General features: G+C 44.5%; 17 protein-coding genes. 12 read left to right on the forward strand and 5 right to left on the reverse strand.

All coding sequences use genetic code 11. The features are described from left to right. Positions 1-121 precede the first annotated feature (121 nt). The gene (locus IGI73_RS11565; RefSeq protein ID WP_428206566.1) at positions 122-568 is read left to right on the forward strand and encodes a flavodoxin; all 447 of its coding nucleotides are present in this window, start codon (positions 122-124) and stop codon (positions 566-568) included. A 55-nt stretch (positions 569-623) separates the two neighbouring features. Here IGI73_RS11565 and IGI73_RS11570 read toward each other — a convergent pair whose 3' ends face one another. Next, positions 624-1,199, reverse strand: a complete 576-nt coding sequence (locus tag IGI73_RS11570; protein ID WP_005228861.1) for a TetR/AcrR family transcriptional regulator — start codon at positions 1,197-1,199, stop codon at positions 624-626. Positions 1,200-1,430: 231 nt separating this feature from the next. Here IGI73_RS11570 and IGI73_RS11575 point away from each other — a divergent pair, with 231 nt between their 5' ends. The 11 genes from IGI73_RS11575 (at position 1,431) to vanS (ending at position 12,892) form a co-directional block, all read left to right on the forward strand. Then, on the forward strand, positions 1,431-2,666 hold the full coding sequence (locus IGI73_RS11575; RefSeq protein WP_428206567.1) for an aminopeptidase: 1,236 nt from the start codon (positions 1,431-1,433) through the stop codon (positions 2,664-2,666). A gap of 143 nt (positions 2,667-2,809) precedes the next feature. Further along, a complete protein-coding gene (locus IGI73_RS11580; RefSeq protein ID WP_015510150.1) occupies positions 2,810-3,457 on the forward strand; it encodes a metal-dependent transcriptional regulator in 648 nt (215 codons plus the stop codon). 9 nt (positions 3,458-3,466) lie between these two features. After that, complete coding sequence (gene zwf, locus IGI73_RS11585; RefSeq protein WP_015510151.1) at positions 3,467-4,993, forward strand: glucose-6-phosphate dehydrogenase; 1,527 nt, start codon at positions 3,467-3,469, stop codon at positions 4,991-4,993. Positions 4,994-5,096: 103 nt separating this feature from the next. Further along, on the forward strand, positions 5,097-5,885 hold the full coding sequence (locus IGI73_RS11590) for a bifunctional hydroxymethylpyrimidine kinase/phosphomethylpyrimidine kinase (protein WP_284591015.1): 789 nt from the start codon (positions 5,097-5,099) through the stop codon (positions 5,883-5,885). Next, the gene (locus IGI73_RS11595; RefSeq protein WP_015510153.1) at positions 5,882-6,361 is read left to right on the forward strand and encodes an ECF transporter S component; all 480 of its coding nucleotides are present in this window, start codon (positions 5,882-5,884) and stop codon (positions 6,359-6,361) included. Before IGI73_RS11590 ends, IGI73_RS11595 begins: the two co-directional genes overlap by 4 nt. A gap of 5 nt (positions 6,362-6,366) precedes the next feature. Further along, the gene (locus IGI73_RS11600) at positions 6,367-6,915 is read left to right on the forward strand and encodes a TIGR01440 family protein (RefSeq protein WP_015510154.1); all 549 of its coding nucleotides are present in this window, start codon (positions 6,367-6,369) and stop codon (positions 6,913-6,915) included. A gap of 339 nt (positions 6,916-7,254) precedes the next feature. Continuing rightward, positions 7,255-8,307 carry a D-alanine--D-serine ligase VanC gene (gene vanC, locus IGI73_RS11605; protein WP_428206568.1) on the forward strand — a complete coding sequence of 351 codons (1,053 nt, stop codon included), beginning with the start codon at positions 7,255-7,257 and terminating at the stop codon, positions 8,305-8,307. Further along, positions 8,304-8,876 carry a D-Ala-D-Ala dipeptidase/D-Ala-D-Ala carboxypeptidase VanXY-C gene (locus IGI73_RS11610; RefSeq protein WP_010749757.1) on the forward strand — a complete coding sequence of 191 codons (573 nt, stop codon included), beginning with the start codon at positions 8,304-8,306 and terminating at the stop codon, positions 8,874-8,876. Before vanC ends, IGI73_RS11610 begins: the two co-directional genes overlap by 4 nt. Then, a complete protein-coding gene (gene vanT, locus IGI73_RS11615) occupies positions 8,873-10,975 on the forward strand; it encodes a membrane-bound serine racemase VanT (protein ID WP_438759225.1) in 2,103 nt (700 codons plus the stop codon). Before IGI73_RS11610 ends, vanT begins: the two co-directional genes overlap by 4 nt. A gap of 101 nt (positions 10,976-11,076) precedes the next feature. Further along, positions 11,077-11,772 (forward strand): vancomycin resistance response regulator transcription factor VanR-C, encoded by a 696-nt coding sequence (gene vanR-C / locus IGI73_RS11620; RefSeq protein WP_005228837.1) that lies wholly within the window; start codon positions 11,077-11,079, stop codon positions 11,770-11,772. Further along, a complete protein-coding gene (gene vanS / locus IGI73_RS11625; protein ID WP_015510159.1) occupies positions 11,762-12,892 on the forward strand; it encodes a vancomycin resistance histidine kinase VanS in 1,131 nt (376 codons plus the stop codon). The genes vanR-C and vanS overlap by 11 nt, the downstream gene beginning before the upstream one ends. Before the next feature lie 83 nt (positions 12,893-12,975). Here the strand turns inward: vanS and IGI73_RS11630 are convergent, their stop codons facing one another. From IGI73_RS11630 to IGI73_RS11645, 4 genes are all read right to left on the reverse strand, one after another. Further along, complete coding sequence (locus tag IGI73_RS11630) at positions 12,976-14,415, reverse strand: glutamate synthase subunit beta (RefSeq protein ID WP_159160850.1); 1,440 nt, start codon at positions 14,413-14,415, stop codon at positions 12,976-12,978. Between the two features lies 1 nt (position 14,416). After that, positions 14,417-18,922 carry a glutamate synthase large subunit gene (gene gltB / locus IGI73_RS11635; protein WP_428206570.1) on the reverse strand — a complete coding sequence of 1,502 codons (4,506 nt, stop codon included), beginning with the start codon at positions 18,920-18,922 and terminating at the stop codon, positions 14,417-14,419. Positions 18,923-19,288: 366 nt separating this feature from the next. Then, positions 19,289-22,084, reverse strand: coding sequence for an isoleucine--tRNA ligase (gene ileS, locus IGI73_RS11640; RefSeq protein WP_201690126.1), 2,796 nt, complete (start codon positions 22,082-22,084; stop codon positions 19,289-19,291). 669 nt (positions 22,085-22,753) lie between these two features. Further along, positions 22,754-23,509: a DivIVA domain-containing protein gene (locus IGI73_RS11645; RefSeq protein ID WP_428206571.1), complete on the reverse strand. Its 756-nt coding sequence runs from the start codon at positions 23,507-23,509 to the stop codon at positions 22,754-22,756. Positions 23,510-23,520: the final 11 nt, after the last annotated feature.

The following is a 23,520-nucleotide window of genomic DNA, read 5'->3' on the forward strand; positions in this document are numbered from 1 at the left end:
TACAAAATTCACAGACATTGTAAAGAGTTTTTCAAGTTTTGTTTTCAATCTTTCGTGCATTTGCTATAATCTGTAAGAGAGTTTTCCTTGAGAATAGGAATGAGATTGGAGGAAAAAGCCCATGGCTTTAGCAAAAATCGTCTATGCGAGTATGACGGGGAATACGGAAGAAATTGCAGATATCGTTTCTGAAGCCCTTGAAAATCTTGACATGGAAGTTGAAATGAATGAGTGTACCCAAGTGGATGCCGATGAGTTTGAAGACGCCGATATCTGTATCGTCGCAACCTATACATACGGTGACGGTGAATTGCCTGATGAGATCGTCGATTTTTACGAAGATTTGCAAGAACTTGATTTAAGTGGCAAAATCTTTGGGGTCTGCGGCTCTGGCGATACGTTTTATGATGACTTTTGTAAGTCCGTCGATGACTTTGAAGCCGTCTTTAGTAAGATAGGTGCAACAAAAGGGGCAGATAGCGTCAAGGTCGACTTGGCTGCGGAAGAAGACGATATTCAAAACTTAGAAGCCTTTGCCAAAAAGCTAGCGGAAGCATTTGCAGAATAAAACAAGAAAACCTCTGACAAAATCACTTGATTCTGTCGGAGGTTTTCTTGTTTGCTTAATGATAACTGATATCGATGGGTGTTTCTCTTGCTAAAATATTATCGGTGGTTTCCGTCATCAGCTTAGCAATCTGATCTTCTGTGGGATGAATGATCCCCGAAGACATCAATGCCGCTAAGCCAGTAGCGACGATCCAGACACCAGTATGCAAGGACTGTAATTTCACGTCCGATAGATCTTGATACTTTGGTTCTTTTTTTACTGATTTCACAAAAAGGTCAAATGAAAACTGCTGCATGGAATCCCCACCACCATGCTCTTCTAAGTATAGCGCTCGGTATAATCGTTTTTCTTTATTTGCAAAGCCAATATAATTTAACGTTAAGTCAACGATGACATCTCCCCGTCTTTCAACTGGAAAAACTTCTGTCGCTAAGTAGTCGTAAATCTGATTGATCAATGCATTTTTTAAGTCATCCATATTTTTAAATTCTAAGTAGATCGGTTGCGTTGAACATTTCATCTTCGCTGCGATATTGCGTGCGGTAAAACGTGTAAATCCTTCGGTTGCGACAACTTCATAGGCAGCTTTTAAAATCTGGTCTCTAGTAATAGTTTTCTTTCTTGCCATAATTTTTTAATCTCCTTAATTCTGCTATACATCGCTTTCAGAAATACCTTTTACTTATTGTATCATGTTTTTTTAAGTTTGCAAAAAAACTTTTAAAATTATTGCCCCTAGTGTTTCCAGTTTTTCAATTTGAAGACCTCTGTTTTTTTGCTCTCTTTTTCGTTTGTTTTCAAAAATACTTAGTGCTATCATGAAGATAGTTATAATTTTAGAATAAATGGAGGAATTTTAATGGTTTTACCAAACTTTAATCAGAACCTTGAAAAATATGCCCAACTGATCACAGAAGTTGGTGTAAATGTCCGAAAAGGGCACACCATCGTCATCCAAATCGCCGTGGACCAAGCACCGTTAGCTCGACTATTGACAAAAAAAGCGTATGAGCTAGGCGCTGATGAAGTAATCGTTCAATGGACCGACGATGTGGTTCAAAAAGAATTTCTTGCGCATGCAGCTGAGGATCGTTTGTCTACGATCCCTCAACACAAAATTGATCAAACAGAAGATTGGGTCGAAAAAGGTGCGAGCCGCATCAGTGTCGTTTCTGCCAATCCCGATGCGTTAGCGGGCGTTGACTCAGATCGGGTCGCCGCTTTCCAAGCAGCTTCTGGTAAGGCGATGATGAAACTGCGTCAAGCAACACAAGCCAACAAAGTCAGCTGGACCGTTGTTGCTGCTGCAGGTCAAGATTGGGCACAAAAAGTGTTCCCTGATGCTTCCCCAGAAGAAGCACAAGACAAGCTATGGGATCAAATTTTCAAAACGACGCGTATCTACGAAGAAGATCCTGTTGCTGCTTGGAAAAAACATGATGAAACACTGCAAGTCAAGGCAGAAGAATTGAACAAAGAACAATTCAGCGCATTACACTATACAGCACCGGGTACCGATTTGATCATCGGCCTACCAAAAAATCACTTGTGGGAAGGTGCTGGCAGCTACAACACCCGCAATGAAAAATTCATGGCGAACATGCCGACAGAAGAAGTCTTTACTGCCCCAGATAATCGTCGCATCGATGGCTATATTTCAAGTACGAAACCATTGAGCTACGCAGGAACGATTATTTCTGGCATGAAATTCACCTTCAAAGACGGTAAAGTCGTGGACTTTTCTGCAGAACAAGGCGAAGAAGTGTTAGGCAAATTGCTAGCGATCGATGAAGGAGCGAAATCTTTAGGTGAAGTCGCTTTAGTCCCTGACCCTTCCCCTATCTCACAATCTGGCATCATCTTCTTCAATACGTTGTTTGATGAAAATGCCTCAAACCACTTGGCTTTAGGCTCTGCTTATGCCTTCAGCTTACAAGGCGGCACTGAGATGAGTGAAGAAGAACTGGCAGCGGCTGGTTTAAACCGCAGCCAAACCCACGTAGACTTCATGGTCGGCTCTGACCAAATGTCCATCGATGGCATCAAAGAAGATGGCACCACAGTTCCTGTCTTCCGCAATGGTGATTGGGCTTAATAAAAAAAGGCTGAGGTGGAGTAGCTCCCCTCGGTCTTCTTTTTACATAGAATATTGAGAACCGGCGGCTTTTTTCATAGTAATCAGCTGGCTTTTTTGATAAAATCTACTTTGATAGTCTTTGATAAGAGAGGATGGATCCGATGACACCAAATCGTGAAGATTATTTAAAGCTCATCTTAGAGCTTGGTGGTGACCAAAAGAAGATCAATAACAAACAAATCGTGTCAGGTCTGGACGTCTCAGCAGCTTCAGTAAGTGAAATGATTTCAAAATTATTAAAAGAAGGCTTAGTGGAACATTCACCTTATCAAGGGGTACAGTTGACTGAAACTGGTTTAGCTTCTGCAAGTGCCCTCATTCGTAAGCATCGTTTATGGGAAGTCTTTCTTGTGGAGCACCTGCATTATTCATGGAATGAAGTTCATGATGACGCAGAAGTTTTAGAACATGTCACCTCAGAAACGTTGGCGAGCCGCTTAGAAGCCTACCTTGATCATCCTCGGTATTGCCCACATGGGGGAATGATTCCTGAACAAGGAGAACTCATTCACGAAGGCGAAAAAAACACCATGAGTTCTTATCCGGTAGGAACCAAGATTCGTATCGCCCGTGTCCTTGACGAACGAGAACTGCTGGATTATCTCGTTTCGATCAAATTGAATATTCATGAAGAATACGAGATCATCGATGCGGCAGCATACGAGGGTCCGATTACGATCAAAAATGACACAAAAGAAATTGCTGTCAGCTACAAAGCCGCCAGCACGATTTTTGTCGATAAACTGTAAGGAGTGAAGATGATGGAAAAAAAGGTCCTTTTTACGATTTTTGGCGGTACGGGCGACCTTGCCCAACGCAAACTATATCCTTCTTTGTTTCGGTTGTACAAAAAAGGCGATTTGAAAGAAGATTTTGCAGTCATTGGTACTGCACGCCGTCCTTGGTCGGATGAACACTATCGTGAAGTGGTGATAGGTACAATCAAAGAGTTGAGTGACTCACAAGAACAAGCAGAGACATTCGCTTCTCATTTCTACTACCAATCACATGATGTAACAGATACGAGCCATTATGATTCATTAAAGGATTTGGCGGAAACCTTAGATCAGAAATACCATTTAGAAGGCAATCAGATTTTTTACTTAGCAATGTCCCCTAATTTCTTTGGGACGATCGTTTCTCACTTGAAATCCCAAGGAATGCTGGATACTGACGGCTACCATCGGGTGATCATCGAGAAACCGTTTGGAAGCGACTATAATTCAGCAAAAGAATTGAATGAAGAGATCAATCAAGTCTTTACGGAACAAGAAATCTACCGAATCGATCACTATTTAGGAAAAGAAATGATCCAAAATATTTCTGCGATTCGTTTTGCCAATAACATTTTTGAGTCAATGTGGAACAATCGTTACATTGACAATGTTCAGATCAATATCGCAGAAAACTTAGGCGTAGAAGAACGCGGCGGCTATTATGATAAGAGCGGTGCCTTGAAGGATATGGTCCAAAATCATATTCTGCAGATTCTTTCCTTATTAGCCATGGAACCGCCAGTGGCTTTTTCTGAAAAAGAATTACGGACAGAAAAAATCAAAGCCTTAAATGCGATCCGTATCTACTCCGAAGAAGAAGTGAAACAACACTTCGTTCGTGGGCAATATGATAAAGGACAATTAGAAGACAAGAAATTTGTTGGCTACCGTGAAGAAGCCAATGTGGATGAAGAATCGGCAACGGAAACCTTCGTTGCTGGGAAATTTTTGATCGATAACTTCCGCTGGTCCGGCGTACCATTTTATGTGCGCACTGGGAAACGGTTGACGGAAAAAGGCACTCGCATCAACATTGTCTTTAAACAAGTCCCAGTCAATGTCTTTAAGCAAGACCTGAATGAACAAAAGCAAATCGAGAGTTTGGCACCGAATGTGCTGACGATTTACATTCAACCGACGGAAGGCTTCTCTCTTTCCTTGAACGGAAAAGAAATTGGTCAAGGGTTTGAGACATTGCCAGTGAAGCTCGATTACCGAAATAGTACTGAAATCGTCGAAAACACCCCTGAAGCTTACGAAAAACTGATTCTAGATGCCTTGAACGGTGATGGCACTAACTTTACCCACTGGGATGAAGTTGCCCAATCTTGGCGCATCGTTGATGTGATCCGTCACGCTTGGGACCAAGAAACACCTGATTTTCCAAACTATGCCGCAGGAACGATGGGCCCCCAAGCAGCCTATGATCTCTTAGCTGCCGATGGCTTTGAATGGATCTGGCGTCCCGATGAATGGTATCGTGAGCGAGATTTACTAAATGAGAAATAAGCAAATGGTCAATTGGATGAGAAAAAAACATCCAATTGGCCGTTTTTCTTTTTTACCGACTGTTTATAATAGAAAGAAATGAGAAATGAAAGGAGCAGCAGACATGAAACAAGTCTTATCGATCGCCGGTCTCGACAGTTTGGCAGGTGGCGGCATGACGGCTGATTTGAAAACATTTGAGGAATTCGGGGTGTTTGGCCATGCCCTATTAACATGTGTGGTCGCCATCAAGGATGATCTTATGTTCCATGATCTCCCTGAGCCTGTGATCCAAGCACAGCTGGATTCACTGCGCTCGGTCGTATCCCTAGATGCAATCAAAATCGGGCTGCTTCATCAAACGGCCATCATTGAATTGCTGCGAGATTTTTTACAAACATTTACCGGACCGATCGTGCTCGATCCCGTTCTCGCCTTCAAAGAAGGAGATACTGCCTTTAACCACTCCTATCAAGCAGGATTGATCTCATTGTTTCCTTACACAGCATTAGTGACACCTAATCTGCTCGAAGCACAACACTTATCTGGACAAAGCATTACCTCTTTAGCAGAGATGAAAACGGCGGCAAAAAAAATCCATGCGCTTGGTGCCCCAAATGTTCTGATCAAAGGTGGCAGTCGACTAACTGGGGAAACAGCCTATGATGTTTTGTATCAAGAAGGACAATTTACCGTTTTTGAGGCAGAAAAAAGTACGCGAACCACAACCAACGGTGCTGGCTGTACCCTCTCATCAGCGATTGCCGCAATGCTTGCTAAAGGCGCTTCGTTGGAAGCAGCTATCCAAACCGCAAAAGCATTTGTTTGGGCAGGGATTGAAGACGGTTTGCCTTTAGGTACCTCTGGCAACGTCAATCAGCTCGCCTATTTTAAAAAGGAGGAACACCTATGAAAGTAAGAAACCTAACGACGATCGCTATGCTGACGGCACTCACGTGTGCACTTTCTTTGACCTTTATCATTCCTGTTCCGCAAACGAAGGGCTTTGTGACCTTATGTGAAGCAGGGATCTATATCTCGGCCCTTTTGTTCGGACCTAGCGCCGGTGCCTTCGTCGGTGGAATGAGCGGCGGCATCATTGATTTTCTATCAGGTTACCCTGAATGGGCCTTCTTTTCCATCGTGATCCATGGTGTGCAAGGCTGGATCGTAGGTAGAATGAGCCATCGGCCACTAGCAGCCGTCATTGTCGGCAGTTTAATCATGATCGCCGGCTATGCAGCAGCAACGGTTTTGCTATTCGGTTTAGGCGCTGGGATCGCCTCGATCCCAAGTAATTTGATCCAAACGGTCTTTGGCAGCATCGTTGCTTTACCCCTGACGCATGCCTTACGCCGCACGAAAAAGTTTTCTTTAAATGAAAGGTGATTCTTATGACAGATATCAATCAATTAAAAACGGATTTAACTACGATCGTTGAAGAAGTCATTACGACAGCGAATGTTGGTGAAAATGATCTTTTTGTCCTTGGTTGTTCAACAAGTGAAGTCGTAGGCGGCTTGATTGGCAAAAATTCCAGTCAAGAAGTAGGCATGGTTATCGTTGAAACACTACGAGCGATCTTGCGTCCCAAAAATATTCATTTAGCCGTTCAAGGCTGTGAACATCTCAATCGGGCTTTAGCTGTTGAGCGTGAAACGGCTCGACTATATCAATTAGAAGAAGTCGCAGTAGTGCCCCAGTTGCATGCAGGCGGTGCTTGCTCAGTTGCCGCTTTCCAGCTGTTCGATGAGCCTATTGAAGTGGAGCACATAGTAGCAAAAGCTGGCATCGATATTGGCGACACAGCAATCGGCATGCATGTCAAACATGTTCAAATCCCGATCCGTCCCTCTATCAAGTCCCTCGGCGCTGCCCATGTCACAGCTCTGGGATCACGGCCCAAATATATTGGTGGTCCTCGTGCGCATTACGCACAATAAGCGAATCGTATAATAATCGAAAAGCCCTCATCAAAAAGAAAAAGCATGCTTTTGCGTGCTTTTTTTGTGTCACCGTTCCTGCTATTGCCTCCCCCTTTCCTTCAGAGTGCTCTTTTTTCACTATTTTTTCCACTCCATCTTATGGCAGCTTTTTCTACATCAAAGGCTAGTTTCTTTCTGATGTAAAAGGAGCGGCAGCTGTCGCTTTCCTTTTGTCATAAATTCGTCAGAATTTCATCACAAAAAGAAAAGAAAGATACCAGTAAGCCCGCAAATTTCTTTTTTCTTTCCTTGATAGACTGAATGTAGTAAGAATCGAAAAGCGGAAGGAAGAAAAACATGAAAAAAATCGCCATTATTTTTGGAGGCAATTCACCGGAATACACCGTTTCTTTAGCTTCAGCAACTAGCGCAATCGAAGCACTCCAATCATCTCCCTATGACTACGACCTCTCTTTGATCGGGATCGCCCCAGATGCTATGGATTGGTACTTGTATACAGGAGAACTGGAAAACATCCGACAAGACACGTGGTTGTTGGATACGAAACAGAAACAGAAAATACAGCCGCTATTCGAAGGAAACGGCTTTTGGCTAAGTGAAGAGCAGCAAACGTTGGTACCTGATGTTTTATTTCCCATTATGCATGGCAAATACGGGGAAGATGGCAGTATCCAAGGATTGTTTGAATTGATGAAGCTGCCTTATGTAGGCTGCGGGGTGGCAAGTTCTGCCTTATGTATGAACAAATGGCTGCTGCATCAAGCTGCAGCAGCCATTGGCGTACAAAGTGCTCCTACGATTCTCTTGACAAATCAAGCCAACCAGCAAGAACAAATCGAAGCTTTTATCCAGACCCATGGCTTTCCAGTTTTCTTTAAGCCTAATGAAGCGGGCTCCTCAAAAGGGATCACTAAAGTCACCTGCGTTGAAGAAATCGCTTCTGCCTTAAAAGAAGCCTTTACTTATTGTTCCGCAGTGCTCCTACAAAAAAAAATTGCCGGTGTTGAGATCGGTTGCGGTATTCTGGGCAACGACTCTTTGACTGTCGGTGCTTGTGACGCCATTTCATTAGTAGACGGCTTTTTCGATTTTGAAGAAAAGTACCAGCTAATCAGCGCCAAAATCACCGTCCCTGCGCCATTGCCTGAAACGATTGAAACCAAGGTCAAAGAACAAGCTCAGCTGCTCTATCGTAGTCTTGGTCTTAAAGGTCTTGCTCGCATCGACTTTTTTGTCACGGATCAAGGAGAACTATACTTGAATGAAATCAATACTATGCCGGGCTTTACGAGTCACTCCCGCTATCCTGCCATGATGGCAGCGGTCGGCTTATCCTATCAAGAACTACTACAAAAACTGCTTGTCTTAGCAAAGGAGGAAGTCACATGAATCCCTATCTACAGTTAGTTAGCAAAGAATTTCCGTTAGAAAAAAACCAAGAACCCCCTCATTTAGTCCTTGCTGCCTTCAGCGAAGACGAGGTTTACTTGCAGCCAGAAGCAGCCAAACAATGGAAACGGCTCGTCAAAGCCTTAAAGCTTGAAGACGAGATCTGCTTGTTAGATGGCTACCGAACCGAAAAGCAGCAACGGTATTTATGGGAATATTCCTTGAAAGAAAATGGGCTAGCCTATACGAAACAATTTGTGGCGTTGCCCGGTTGCAGTGAACATCAGTTAGGCTTAGCGATCGATGTTGGTTTAAAGGGCAGCCAGGATGATTTGATCTGCCCACGATTTCGTGACAGCGCAGCCGCTGATTTATTTACCCAGGAAATGATGAACTATGGGTTTATTTTACGCTATCCCGCAGACAAACAGGAAATTACAGGGATTGGCTATGAACCATGGCATTTTCGTTATGTCGGTCTGCCTCATAGTCAAATCATCGCCAGTCAACAGTGGACCTTGGAAGAATACCATCAATACCTTGAACAAACTGCGAGGCAGTTCGCATGAAGAAGAATCAAGGAATCGAGCAATTCCGGGTGATTTTGGCGATGATGGTGGTGGCGATCCACTGTCTGCCTCTTCACCGCTTATGGCCTGACGGCGATATCCTGATCACGTTGACGTTCTTCAGAATTGCCGTTCCCTTCTTTTTTATGATCAGCGGATATTACGTGTTCAGCGACTTAGCCACCCAAAACAGCTATCCTGCCAGACAGCGTGTCTGGCAGTTTATTAAAAAGCAGCTGCAAGTCTACCTCATAGCCACACTGCTCTTTTTGCCGCTTGCTTGGTACAGCGGCATGCTTGGGTTGAACATGCCGCTGGGCACCTTTATCCAAACATTGTTGGTCACTGGCATTCTTTACCATCTTTGGTATTTTCCTGCGATCATTACCGGCAGTCTACTAGTGATGGGCCTCTTGACACGGCTTTCTTTCAAGCAAGTGTTTTTCATTGCTGTCGGTTTGTATGTGGTTGGTTTAGGTGGGGACAGTTGGTCTGGCCTGGCTGCACAAACACCCATTACGCCACTCTATTCACTGATTTTCCAACTATTGGATGGAACTCGCAACGGCATTTTTTTTGCTCCTTTGTTTTTGATCTTAGGGGTACTAGCCAGAAGATTTTCCAAGAAACCAGTTTCTCCCCATCGCTATAGTTATCTGCTGATCAGTCTGATTTGCTTGCTTTTGGAAAGTTACCTTTTGCATCACTTTACCACGCCGAAACATGACAGCATGTATGTTTTTTTGCCCTTCGTCCTGTTGTTTTTATTTCCGATCATCCAGCAATGGCAAGCACCCATAATCTGGAAACAAGCGGGTCGACTGTCCGTTTGGCTCTATTTGCTCCATCCTTATACCATTGCAGTGACCCATTTTCTTAGTCAAAAGCTGCCCTTGCTGCAAAACAATCTGATCAATTTCTTCGTGGTCTTAGGACTGACCATTGGGGTGGTGCAAGGTCTCTTTGCTTTGCAAAAGCTGTTCCCGTTTTCGAAAAAAACGCCGCTTCACTTGCAGCGAGCAGCCAAAGAATTTTCCGCCCCCGCTTTGTTGCACAACTTGCAGGAAATCAAGCGATTGATCCCAGCAACAACAAAAGTGATGGCGGTGGTTAAAGCGGATGCTTATGGTTGTGATGCGAAGACGGTCGCCAGTATCCTAGAAAGAGCCGGCGTCGATTTCTTTGCCGTTGCTACCCTTGAAGAAGCCATTGAATTACGGCGAGCTGGCATCAAAAGTCGCTTACTGATTTTAGGGTACACTTCTGCCCAACGTGCCAAAGAGCTGAAACAATATTCCTTGATTCAAACCATCGTTAGCGAGGCCCATGGGCATGCTTTAGCCCAAACAAGCATTCCGATCGAATGCCATTTAGCGGTAGATACTGGTATGCACCGCTTAGGCGTTGCACCTGATCTTGAGACAGTTACTGGACTTTACGCCTTGCCATCTCTCAAGATCACAGGCATTTTTTCCCATCTAGGCTCTTCAGATCAGCTGGATACGGCAAGTATCTTGCGGACACAAGCCCAAATCACTTGTTTTGATGATCTGTTGGCTGGCTTATCCGCTAGAAATATCGCCTATGGGCTGACACATCTGCAAAGCAGCTACGGAATATTGAATTACCCAGAGAAACACTATGATTATGTACGCCCAGGTATTCTTCTAACTGGTTCATTGAGCGTCCCGAACGAACCAACGAAGCAGAAGATAAACGTACAACCGATTTTGACACTCAAAGCCTTACTGGTAGACAAAAAAACAGTTGCCGCTGGTGAAGCGATCGGCTATGGATTAGGCACTGTTTTTGATCGACCAGCCACCATCGGGATCGTTAGCATCGGCTACTGCGACGGGGTTCCACGTGCCCTATCAAACCAAGGGTTCCAACTTTCTTATCAAGGTGCTTTACTCCCGCAGATTGGGTTGGTTTGTATGGATATGCTCTTGATCGATTTAACGGACTATCCAGAACTGGCGGTCGAAAGTTCGCTCGAAGTAATCAGCGATTGGACGACTACGGCTGATCAAGCACAAACCATTACCAATGAATTGATCAGCCGCCTAGGTTCCCGCATCACCTCTAGTTCAAAGTAGAAAACGAATGCATTCGCTTACCGATTACGGTATGATGGGTGTAGAGTAAATGGTAGTGTAAATGAAAAATGATTGTAGATAATAGTTGGAGTGAATCAAGGATGGCAGAAAAAATAATTGTTGTTGATGATGAAAAAGAAATCGCGGAGTTAGTCACGACGTTTCTAAGGAATGAAGGCTTCCAAGTAGAACCTTTTTATGATGGAACGAGCGCTTTGGCCTATCTTGAAAAAGAAACGGTCGACGTGGCGGTTTTAGATGTGATGCTGCCGGATATCGACGGCTTCCAGCTGTTGCAGCAAATTCGTAAGACCCACTTTTTCCCAGTACTGATGCTCACGGCAAAAGGGGAAGACTTGGATAAAATCACCGGTCTAAGCCTTGGGGCAGATGATTATGTGACCAAGCCCTTCAATCCTTTAGAAGTCGTTGCTCGGGTCAAAACGCAGCTGCGGCGATACCAGCGTTACAACCAGTCAGCGAATCCCCAGAAGATTGAAGAATACGAAAAGGAAGGCTTACTGTTGAAAATCAACAGCCACCAATGTTTTCTTTATGGCAAAGAGGTTTTCTTGACCCCCATCGAATTTAAAATCTTGCTTTACTTATTTGAACACCAAGGATCGGTCGTTGCCTCGGAAACCCTTTTTGAAGCAGTTTGGAAAGAAAAGTATTTAGACAACAATAACACAGTGATGGCACATATCGCCCGTTTGCGGGAAAAACTGAACGAACAACCCCGCAAACCGAAATTAATCAAAACCGTATGGGGGGTCGGCTATATCATTGAAAAATAGAAGTCCATTGATCCGCAAGCTCTTGACCCAATACTTTATCACCACGGGCATCTTGATGGCGATCTTGATCATCATTCCTTTCGCAGTACGCTTCGTTGCTGGAATGAGGGTCTGGTATGGCTATGAACCCATTTATCAAATTTTACGTCTTTTTGCTGACTATTGGCTTCTTTGCTTAGCCATCGGGGCCTTACTGATTTGGGTGAGCACAACGATTTATTATATGAGTAAAGCTATCAGTTATTTGAATGAAACGATCCAAGCCACAAACCAACTGATTGCCGAACCCACGAAGCGAATCGTTCTTTCCAGCAATATGATTGATGTGCAAGAAGAAATGAACCAGTTGCGGGAGAAAAACTTACAGGATCAACGAGCCGCCAAAGAAGCGGAACAACGAAAAAATGATTTGATCGTCTATCTCGCACATGATTTACGAACGCCTTTGACCAGTGTGATCGGCTATTTGACGCTTTTAGAAGAGGAACCGCAGCTTTCTACCGAACTACGCGCACGCTATACGAAGATCGCCTTGCAAAAAGCCCAACGGCTGGAACTATTGATCAGCGAATTTTTCGAAATCACCCGCTTTAATCTTACAACGATCGCCCTGCAAACTGAAACCACGGATCTGAGCTTGATGCTGGAACAATTGACGTTTGAATTTTTGCCGCTGTTAGAAGAAAAAAACCTCCATTGGCAACTTCAGCTACAGAAAAAAGTCTTTGCGACCGTTGATACGGAGAAAATGGAACGCGTTTTTGATAACTTGATCCGCAATGCCATCAATTATAGCTATCCTAACTCCCCTTTGCGATTAGCCATCAGCGAGTCTGATGATATCCTGATTCGTTTGACCAATCAAGGAAAAACGATCCCAGCTGAAAAGATCGGCTTGATTTTTGAGCCTTTCTACCGCATGGATGCTTCCCGAGCAACAGCGACGGGTGGGACGGGTCTTGGTTTGCCGATCGCCAAAGAAATCGTTGAAGCATTAGGTGGAAAGATTTGGGCGGAAAGCCGTGATGAAACCATCGTCTTTTCGATTCGCCTACCGAAGGCAGCAATGGAAAAAAATGAACAGCTGTCAAAGCCCCATCCATCTGAACCAACCGCTTAACAGGCAAACAACCTGAGCATTTCGCTGCTCCCCTTCTAATTCAGAAGGAGGAATAGCTGCTCAGGTTGTTTTTTATTGATTGCTTATTGATACACCAACGATCGTAACGCTTGATCGACTTTTTCTGCCGCTAAGCGTCCTTCACGAATCGCCCAGATGACTAAACTCGGTCCTCGTTTGGCATCTCCTGCGACTAACACTCGTTCATTGTTCGTCGTGTAATCATCGTACACTTCTCGCACACCAAAGGCATCGAAGAGTTGGGTCTCTGCACCAACAAAGCCCATTGCCAGCAAGACCAAATCCGCCTTGATCACTTGCTCTGTGCCAGGGATCGGCTGAAACTGTTGATCTACTGAGACCGTTTCGATGGCGATCAACTGGCCGCGTTCGGCGCCGATAAAGGCCGTTGTGGACACTCCATGATACGTCACTTGTGTTTGTAGCACTTCAGCCGCTTCTTCTTGCCCATATCCTGTGCGAGCTGTCATTGGGTATTCTGGCCAAGGATTGCTGTCGGTCCGTGTCAATGGCAGTTGGGGCGTGATCTCCAATTGACGCACAGAGGCGGCTCCTTGCCGAATCGCTGAACCAATACAGTCATTTCCAGTGTCGCCGCCACCAATCACGATAACATGTTTGCCAGCAAGTTTTTTACTTGTTGCCGCTTTGCCATGCTTTAACACATCTTTGGTTGCTTCCGTCAGATAATCGACTGCAAATTGCACCCCAGTCAATTCACGACCTGGAATCTTCAAGTCACGAGGAACACTAGCTCCTGTTGCCAAGATGACCCGATCATACTGAACGGCCAATTCTTCTGCTGACAAGTCACGACCGATCTCCGTATTAGCGACAAAGGTCACGCCTAGCTCTGCCATCAAGTCAATCCGTCGCTGAACGACGTCTTTATCTAATTTCATATTTGGAATACCGTACATCAGTAAACCGCCAAAGCGATCACTGCGTTCATAGACCGTCACTTGATGCCCTAGTTGATTCAAGCGCCATGCAGCGGATAAACCAGCTGGTCCGCTGCCGACGATGGCAACTTTGAACCCAGTCGCTTCTTGAGGCAATCCCGAGGCTTTGACCCAATCATTTTCAAAAGCAGTATCGATAATAAAGCGTTCATTGTCGTGGATCGTGACACCTGAGCCATTCAGTGCTTCGGTACAGCCTTTTTCACAAGGAGCTGGACAAACACGACCAGTCATTTCAGGTAATGGGTTGGTTTTGGCAAGACGCTCAAAAGCGGCTTGGAAACGCCCTTGATAAACCAAGTCATTCCATTCAGGAATCAGGTTGTCATTGGGACAACCTGAAACCGCTCGTTGCCCCCCGTAAAAAGAACCGGTATGACAAAAAGGAATCCCGCAGTTCATACAGCGTGCTGCTTGCTCTTGACGCTCATTTTCAGGCAATGGCGTCTGTAATTCTTGCCAGTCTTCGATTCGTTCTGCCACTGGTCGGGTAGGATTTTCTACTCTTGGGTACTTTAAAAAACCAAATGGATCTGCCATATTAGTCACGCTCCTTTCCTGGGATGGTCAATTGTGGACCGACGACAGCTTCGAAGGCTTTCGTCACAAGTTCATCTCCGACAAACCCTTGGTCCGCCAAGGTCTCCGTCGCTTGGATCATCTGATGGTATTCTGTCGGATAGACTTTGATGAAATGGTGCTGCTGATTTTCCCAATCTTCTAGGATCTCAGCCGCCTTCAATGAATCTGTATAGGCGAAATGCTGCTGGATCATCTCTTTTAGTTGGTGGTCATCGCCGCTTTCGCCAATCCGATATAAATCGACCATTTCCCGATTGCATTTATCGGCAAAGGTTTGATCGGGGTCGTAAACATACGCCACGCCACCGGACATTCCAGCACCGAAGTTGCGGCCGGTTTTTCCTAATATCACCACGACACCGCCAGTCATGTACTCACAGCCATGATCGCCAACACCTTCGACAACGACATTGGCTCCACTGTTACGAACACAAAAGCGTTCGCCAGCAATGCCTCGGAAATAGCCTTCGCCTCGATTTGCCCCGAAGCACGCTACATTACCAACAATTGGTGAATGCTCTGCGTCATAAGAGGCATCTTCAGGTGGCACAATGATCAAGCGGGCACCGCTCAACCCTTTGGCTACATAATCGTTGGCCTCACCGATCAGTTTCAACTGGATGCCCTGGGTGGCAAAAGCCCCAAAGCTTTGTCCAGCAATACCTCGATACGTAAACTGTAACAGACCTGGCGTAACTTCATAATTGCCAAAACGTTCCGCGATCCAGCCTCCTAAACGCGCGCCGACTGAGCGTTGAACATTATTGATCGTATGATTCGTCACGATTTCTTGATTGTTTTCGATAGCAGCTTGTGCAAAAGCATCTAATTCTGGCCATTGACGTTTCTCAAGGAATGGATCGGTCACTTTGCGTTCGATTGGGATCGTCGTCCCAATCATTTTCGAAAAGTCTAATGATTTTGCTTTGCCTTTAGCAACGAAGCGTGGTGTCAACAATTCCGCATGTCCTACCATCTCATCGATGGTACGAAAGCCTAACTCAGCCATCGTTTCCCGTAGATCTTCTGCTAAAAAGTACATCGTGTTGATGATGTGCTCAGGTTTTCCAGCAAAAAATTTTCGCAACGCTGGGTTCTGTGTAGCAATGCCAACAGGACATGTATTGATACTGCATACCCGCATCATGACACAACCAATCGCAACTAGCGCTAAAGAGGCAAAGCTATATTCTTCTGCTCCTAAAAGAGCAGCAATGGCGATGTCCCGACCCGTCATCAATTTTCCATCTGTCTCTAAGGTCATTCGCTGCCGCAAATGATTCATAGCTAACGTTTGATGGGCTTCTGCAAGCCCCATCTCCCAAGGCAAGCCGGCATCACGGATCGAATTTCTCGGAGAAGCACCAGTCCCACCGTCATAGCCTGAGATCACGACTACGTCTGCGCCAGCTTTGACGACACCGGTAGCGATCGTACCCACGCCCGTACTAGAAACCAATTTGACATTGATCCGTGCATACGGATTGATGGCTTTTAAGTCATAGATCAGCTGGGCTAGATCTTCAATCGAATAAATGTCGTGATGTGGTGGCGGTGAAATCAATCGAACACCAGGCGTAGACCCTCGAATCTCGGCGACCCACGGGAAGACTTTATTGCCTGGTAATTGGCCGCCTTCTCCAGGTTTCGCCCCTTGCGCCATTTTGATCTGGAGTTCATCTGCACTCATTAAATATTCGGCGTTGACACCAAAACGGCCAGAAGCTACTTGTTTGATACGACTATTATAATTAATGCCCTCCACTGGTTTGAAACGATTTCGGTTTTCGCCACCTTCTCCACTGTTGGATTTTGCCCCGATCGCATTCATTCCTTCAGCAATACAGCGATGCGCTTCTTCACTTAGTGAGCCATAGGACATCGCCCCGACTTTAAATCGTTTGACGATCGTTTCGACAGGCTCCACCTCAGCTAACGGAATACTGCGTCTTGTGTTCGCAAAGGTCCACATAGACCGTAACGTCGTTGGATTGTCCAATGCCTCTTGATTCATTTCCGCCGCATATTCTTTATAAAGCTCATAACTTCCTGTGTGAACGGCTTTTTGGAACCCATAGATCGTTTTTGGATTGAACAAATGATGCTCCCCATCGGCTTTGTACTGGAAACTACCGCCAGAATCAAGATAATCCATTCGTTTTTCACCATATGCGGCCTCATAACGCGTCAGATATTCTTGCTCGATTTGCGCTAACGAGAGACCACCGATACGGGTAACCGTGCCGGTAAAATATTCAGCGATGACTTTCTCAGAGATGCCAACCGCTTCAAACAATTGTGCCCCGTGGTAACCGGCGATCGTTGAGATTCCCATTCGTGACATGATTTTGACAATGCCCTTTTCACATGCCTTGCGGTAACTTTCGATCTTCTCTGAAAGCTCAAAATGCGCCAATGTCTGGTAAGCCCCATAAGGATGGACCCCACTTGCTCCGTAGCCGACTAACATGGCATAATGATGGACCTCACAGACTTCCGCTGTATCCGCAACGATCGATGCCAAGGAACGTTTGCCTTTTCGCACCAAATAATTGTGCAGGCCTGATACCGCCAAGAGAATCGGAATCGCCACTTTTCCTTCTTGCGCTTGGATGACTTCCCGATCACTTAAAATGACGATCGTTGCCCCAGCATCGATTTTTTGCTCCGTTTCTTTAAAAAGCGCTTCTAACGCTTGTTGCAAAGCTACCCCGTTTTCTGGTACATAATCATAAAGAATCGACTGTAAAACCGCTTTTTGACCATTTTGATTTAACTGTTTGATCTTTTCATATTCACTCGTTTTTAACACAGGACTAGCAATCTTCAGCTTATTACAATTGATTCGGATGTCCTTTGAAACATCCCCATCTCGACCTAAAAACAGCTCGGTACCGATTACTAATTTTTCGCGAATCGCATCAATGGGTGGATTGGTCACTTGGGCGAATTGTTGCTTGAAGTACGTAAACAAGGATTGGGGACGTTCGCTCAAAATTGCTAAGGGTGAATCAAACCCCATGGAGATCACTGGTTCTTCTCCCGTTTGAGCCATTGGTAAAATCAACGTGCGTATGATCTCATCCGTGTAGCCATTTCGTTTCCAAAGGGTCTGAATCGCATCATCTGCTGTTTCTTCCTGCTTCTCAGTCCCAGGAAGCAGCTCTGGTGTCAATAGGTGTTCCGCTAGCCACTCCTGGTAAGGATGAGCATTCGCATAATGCGCTTTGATTTCTTGATTTCGTAAGATCATCCCTTTTTGGGTATCCACCAAAAACATATTTGCTGGTCCAAGCACCCCTTTTTCAATCACTTCTGACGCTGGCAGATCCACCACTCCTGACTCAGAGGCCACGACAACAAAACCAGCTTTCGTGATTGAGTAGCGAGATGGTCGCAATCCATTACGATCAAGGGCAGCTCCCACCATCTCCCCATCGGTAAAGCATAAAGCTGCTGGTCCATCCCAAGGAGCCATAAAGCTTGCATTGTATTCATTAAAAGCCGTCAGTTCTGGCGTCAAGCCAGCTTCTTTAGACCACGCTTCTGGCACCATCATCAGCAGTGCTTGGGGAATGTCTCGACCTTGACGATACAAGTATTCCATACAATTTTCCAGCTTCGCAGAATCGGAGTTTTCGTCATCGTAGACTTCGATCTGATGTCCATGCATCCAATTTTCCGCCCCGCGTAACGTGTTGATTTCGCCATTATGGGCTAAGAAACGAAAAGGTTGCGCCCGACTCCAGCTTGGAAAGGTATTCGTTGAAAAACGAGAATGAGTCAAAGCAATACTCGAAGTCATTTCTGGGCTTTGAAGATCTTTGAAAAACAAGCCAACTTGATAGGCATGCAGCATCCCTTTATAAACAACTGTCTTACTGGACAAGCTGCAGATAGACAGCTCATCGGTATGATATGTTTTTTCCAGTTTACGCCGTAGCCGATAAAGCTGATCTTCAAAGGGACGGCCAGCAGCTACATCGACAGGCTTTTCAATAAAGACTTGCACAAAAGATGGCATGACTTTTTGCGCCCCCGGCCCACACTGATAATAATCATATGGAACGTCGCGCTGCCATAAAACCGTAAAACCCATTTGTTGAATGTCTTTAGTTACTTCTTCTTGGACCTGTGCTGCTCGGAGCTTTTCTTTCGGTAAAAAAAACATCCCAACAGCATAGGCGTCTTTTTCAGGCAATGGGATTCCTGCCTCTTTTGCCCGCTGCTGAAAAAAAGGATCTGGCATCGCCATCAAGATTCCTGCTCCGTCCCCCGTGTCAGGTTCAGCGCCAGTTCCCCCTCGATGATTCATCCGTTCTAACATCGTTAAGGCATTTTGGACGAGCTCTCGGGAATAATGACCATTTTTCTGAGCAATGAACCCCATCCCACAAGCATCTTTTTCAAAAGCGGCATCGTACATCGTTTGGTTCGTTGTTTTCATCATCTCTAAATCACTCATGGAATCACACTTTCTTTCAATTTTCTGAATATTCCGATTTTTAACAGTTTACAACCTGATTTTCTATCTGGCAAGTTTTTTTTACTTGATCCGATCTCGTTGCTTTCTTCCTTCAAGGGTTACTTAGATCCATTGAACAAGTAGTTACTTGTAAATCACAGGCAGGAATCTTCGTCTAATAAGGTTTTTTTATTATACAATAAACTATCGTAAAATTATTGCAAACAAATGAGAATCGTTATCAATTAACGCGGATTTTCTCATTTGGATGTCACAAACAGCTGCTTATGTCCCATTTTCAAGGAACAAGCTTAATTGATTTCAAAAAAAAGATGACCCACAATAGGATCATCTTTTTCCGTTTTTTTATTTTTCAAAGCCTTCTGCAACCGCTTCAGGATAGTTTTCTTTGACAATGGCTGCGCAATGGCCGCAAAGTGTTGGTAGCTGCTCTTCTACACCGACATCCACACGGACTTGACGACAACGTTCGCAGACTTCACCTTCGGCTTTTTCCACTAAGATCGCCACGTCTTCGAACTGATAGGCCGCTTCTGGTGCTGCTTCACCTGCTTCTTTGATCGTTAAGAAGTCCGGTGAAATGATCAGCAACTGAGCGATATCTGAATCAATGGCTTTTAGTAATGCCGCAACCGGTTCGGTTGGATAGACAGTCACTTTTGCTTCAAACGATTTCCCGATCAGCTTTGCATTACGCGCTTCTTCCAATGCTTTTAAGACATTGTCACGGAAATCAAGGAAAGCACGCCATAAATCAAGCAGCTCTTCTTGGTTAGCAAATGTATCATAGCCAGGGAACTCCGCTAATTGGACATATTCCTCTTCTTCTTTCAAATGTGACCAGATTTCTTCTGCCGTATGCGGAATGATCGGCGTTAGTAATTTCGTCAACGCAACCGCTGTTTGATAAAAGACGGTTTGCATGGCGCGACGTTGGAAATCATTTTCAGCTTCGATATAAACGACATCTTTCGCAAAATCCAAATAGAAGGATGACATATCGACTGTCAAGAAGTTGATGACTGTTCGGTAAATATGCAAGAAGTTGTATTTTTCATAACCATCTTCTCGGATCGTTTTGATCGTTTGATTCAAACGAACCATCATGTATTTATCAACAGAACGCAAGTTTTCAAATGGTACGCTGTCTTTTGCTGGATCAAAATCATTCGTGTTAGCTAATAAGAAACGCATGGTATTGCGAATTTTCCGATAGACTTCTGATACTTGATTCAAGATATCCATAGACACTCGAACATCCGCTTCGTAGTCAACACTGCTGACCCAAAGGCGCAAAATATCCGCACCCATTTGGTTGATCACTTTTTCTGGTGCAATGGTATTTCCAAGAGATTTACTCATCTTACGGCCTTCGCCATCTAAGGTGAAGCCTTGAGACAAGACGGCTTTGTATGGTGCGACTTCATTGATCGCCACACTAGTTGTGATACTTGAGTTGAACCACCCGCGATATTGATCTGAACCTTCCAAGTACATGTCAGCTGGGAACGTCAATTCTGGACGTTGACGTAACACGGCTTCGTGAGAAGAACCTGAATCAAACCAAACATCCATGATGTCAGTTTCTTTCGAGAATTTACCGTTTGGTGAGCCTGGATGCGTGAAGCCAGCCGGCAGCAATTCTTCGGCTTCTTTTTCAAACCAAATCGTTGAACCATGTTCAGCAAACAAGTTTGCCACATGCTCGATCGTTTCAGGCGTGATGATGGCTTCGCCGTTTTCTGCATAAAAAATTGGCAATGGTACACCCCACGCACGTTGACGAGAGATCACCCAGTCGCCGCGATCGCGAATCATATTGTATAAACGGGTTTTGCCCCATGGAATGATCCAATCTACTTTTTCGATCTCATCCAAAATGTTTTGACGGAACTTATCAATTGAAGCAAACCATTGTGGCGTTGCCCGATAGATGACTGGTTTTTTCGTCCGCCAATCATGTGGATAGCTGTGAGTAAAGAAGTTTAGTTTTAATAGCGCCCCTTTTTCTTCTAAAAGCTCAGTGATCATTGGATTAGCTTTGTCATAAAAAACCCCTTCAAATCCTGGTGCTTCTTCTGTGAAGACCCCACGGCTATCGACTGGTGATAAGACATCCAGCCCATATTTTTTGCTGACGATGTAGTCATCTTCCCCGTGTCCTGGTGCAGTGTGGACCAAACCAGTACCGGCATCCAATGTCACATGATCCCCTAACATCAACAGAGACGTACGGTCATAGAAAGGATGTTGCGCCGTCATTTTTTCTAATTGATCGCCTGCAAATTCTTGCAATACTTCGACAGATTCCCAACCAATCTCATTCGTCACGGTTTCTAATAAATCTTTTGCCACGACAAATTTACGACCATCAGCCAAGATTTGAACATAGGCAAAGGTTGGATTCACAGAGATTCCTAGATTCGCTGGCAAGGTCCATGGCGTCGTCGTCCAGATAACAAAAGATGTATCTGAATCAAGCAAATCTTTGCCATCTGCGACTGGGAAAGCAACATAGATCGATGGTGATTTCACATCTTTGTATTCGATCTCGGCTTCTGCTAGTGATGATTCACTAGATGGTGACCAGTAGATTGGTTTTAATCCTTTGTAGATATAGCCTTTTTCTGCCATTTTTCCGAAAACGCGAATTTCTGCAGCTTCATAATCGGGCGTCAGTGTGATGTATGGGTGCTCCCAGTCACCAGAAACCCCTAAACGTTTGAAGTCAGCTCTTTGTGTATCCACTTGTGTCAAAGCATATTCTTCACATTTTTTGCGGTATTCTGCCAAGCTCATTTCTTTGCGCTTGATTCCTTTATTTGTCAACACTTGCTCGATCGGCAAACCATGGGTATCCCAACCAGGTACATAAGGGGAACGGAAACCTGACATTGATTTGGAACGTACGATAATGTCTTTACTGATTTTGTTCAATGAGTGTCCGATATGGATGTTCCCATTTGCATAAGGAGGACCATCGTGTAAGACAAAGGTTGGCTTGCCTTCATTTAATTCTTGACGGCGTTGATACAATCGATTTTCTTCCCATTCTTTTTGCCAATCCACTTCGCGGTTCGGCAAGTTGCCTCGCATTGGAAAAGCGGTTTTTCCAAGATGCAGTGTTTCTTTCATTTTCATTCTTGTTTCGCTCCTTTTCGTCTCACTACGTTTCCGTATAATTTCTAAATCCATTGACTCGACCAATCAATTGCTTCTATTGAACGTATCAAAATGGATTGGTTGCCATGACTTCCTTGTGTTTAGGTCTCACTGATTTTAAAAATCAATCCTAGTGATTCCTCGTTTGGTTACTACGCTCCCTATGGTCGCCTAGTACTGTTCATCATCTATTCTGTCTTGCTTCGCAAGCCAATCATAGTGATTCCTAGTAGGGTTACTACGCTCCTTATGGTCGCCTAGTACTGTTCATCATCTATTCTGTCTTGCCTCGCAAGCCAATCATAGTGATTCCTAGTAGGGTTACTACGCTCCTTATGGTCGCCTAGTACTGTTCATCATCTATTCTGTCTTGCCTCGCAAGCCAATCATAGTGATTCACAGCAAAAAACACGTCCGTCCCTGGCAAGGGACGAACGTGTTCGTGGTACCACCCAAATTTTTATTGTCGTTAGACAATTCTTTGATGATCGGTAACGGGATCAGGCGTCGTTCTCTACTTGAGTCTTTGGATAATCGGCTCTTTAAAGAACGCAACTCACAGATGATCTGATTTCTTACAGGGTTTTATTTGGCTTCCACTCTCCCAAACTCGCTTGAAAAATATAAGAAATTTTTCTGTTCTGTGTCTTAGTTGTTATCTGTTTTGTTCAATTCGTCTAATAAGTTTCTCGCATCATCTAATGTTTTCACTTCAGGGCTTTCGCTTACATCAACGATTTTTTCATCTGCTTCAACAACGTCCACATCAAATGTGTCCACTGCTTCTGAGTTTACTCCAGAACCATTTTCACTGTCAAGTTCTTTTGATAAAACTTCTCTGATTACTTGATGGGAATCTTGCACGTAGCTTGAAAATGGCGCCAAAATCTCTTCCCACTCTGGGCTCTTCACTTGTTCTAATTGGGTTTGTAACATAACCAATAAGTTGTTGTGGAAGACTCTGGTTTTCTTCTTCAAGTCATTTGTTTCTGTTGCCAATTGACGGGCATTGTCTGTTGCATCCGTTAAAATCTCTTTGGCTTTTTCTTCCGCTGAGGTCATCAAGGCATGGGCATGTTTTTCTGCAGTAGCAACCATTTCATCCGCACGGTTTTGGGCAGACGTAACGATCACTTCTGATTCTTTGCTTGCGCTTGTTTTTACTTTATCCGCGGTATCTTGAGCCACGATGATGGATTGGTTCAAAGCGTCTTTCAGTTCATTGAAATACTCTAGTTTTTCTTCGGCGTGTTTCAATGATTTCTCTAACTCGCGATTGCGTTGAACCGCTTCTTCATAATCGCGGACGATCATATCCAAAAAGTCATCGACTTCGTCTTGGTTGTATCCTCTCATTTTTACTGAAAAGTTTTTATTTTGAATGTCTAATGGAGTTAATGCCATATTCTATACAC

This window comes from Enterococcus sp. DIV0755f (assembly GCF_051713725.1).
GTDB classification, from domain to species: Bacteria; Bacillota; Bacilli; order Lactobacillales; family Enterococcaceae; genus Enterococcus_D; species Enterococcus_D casseliflavus.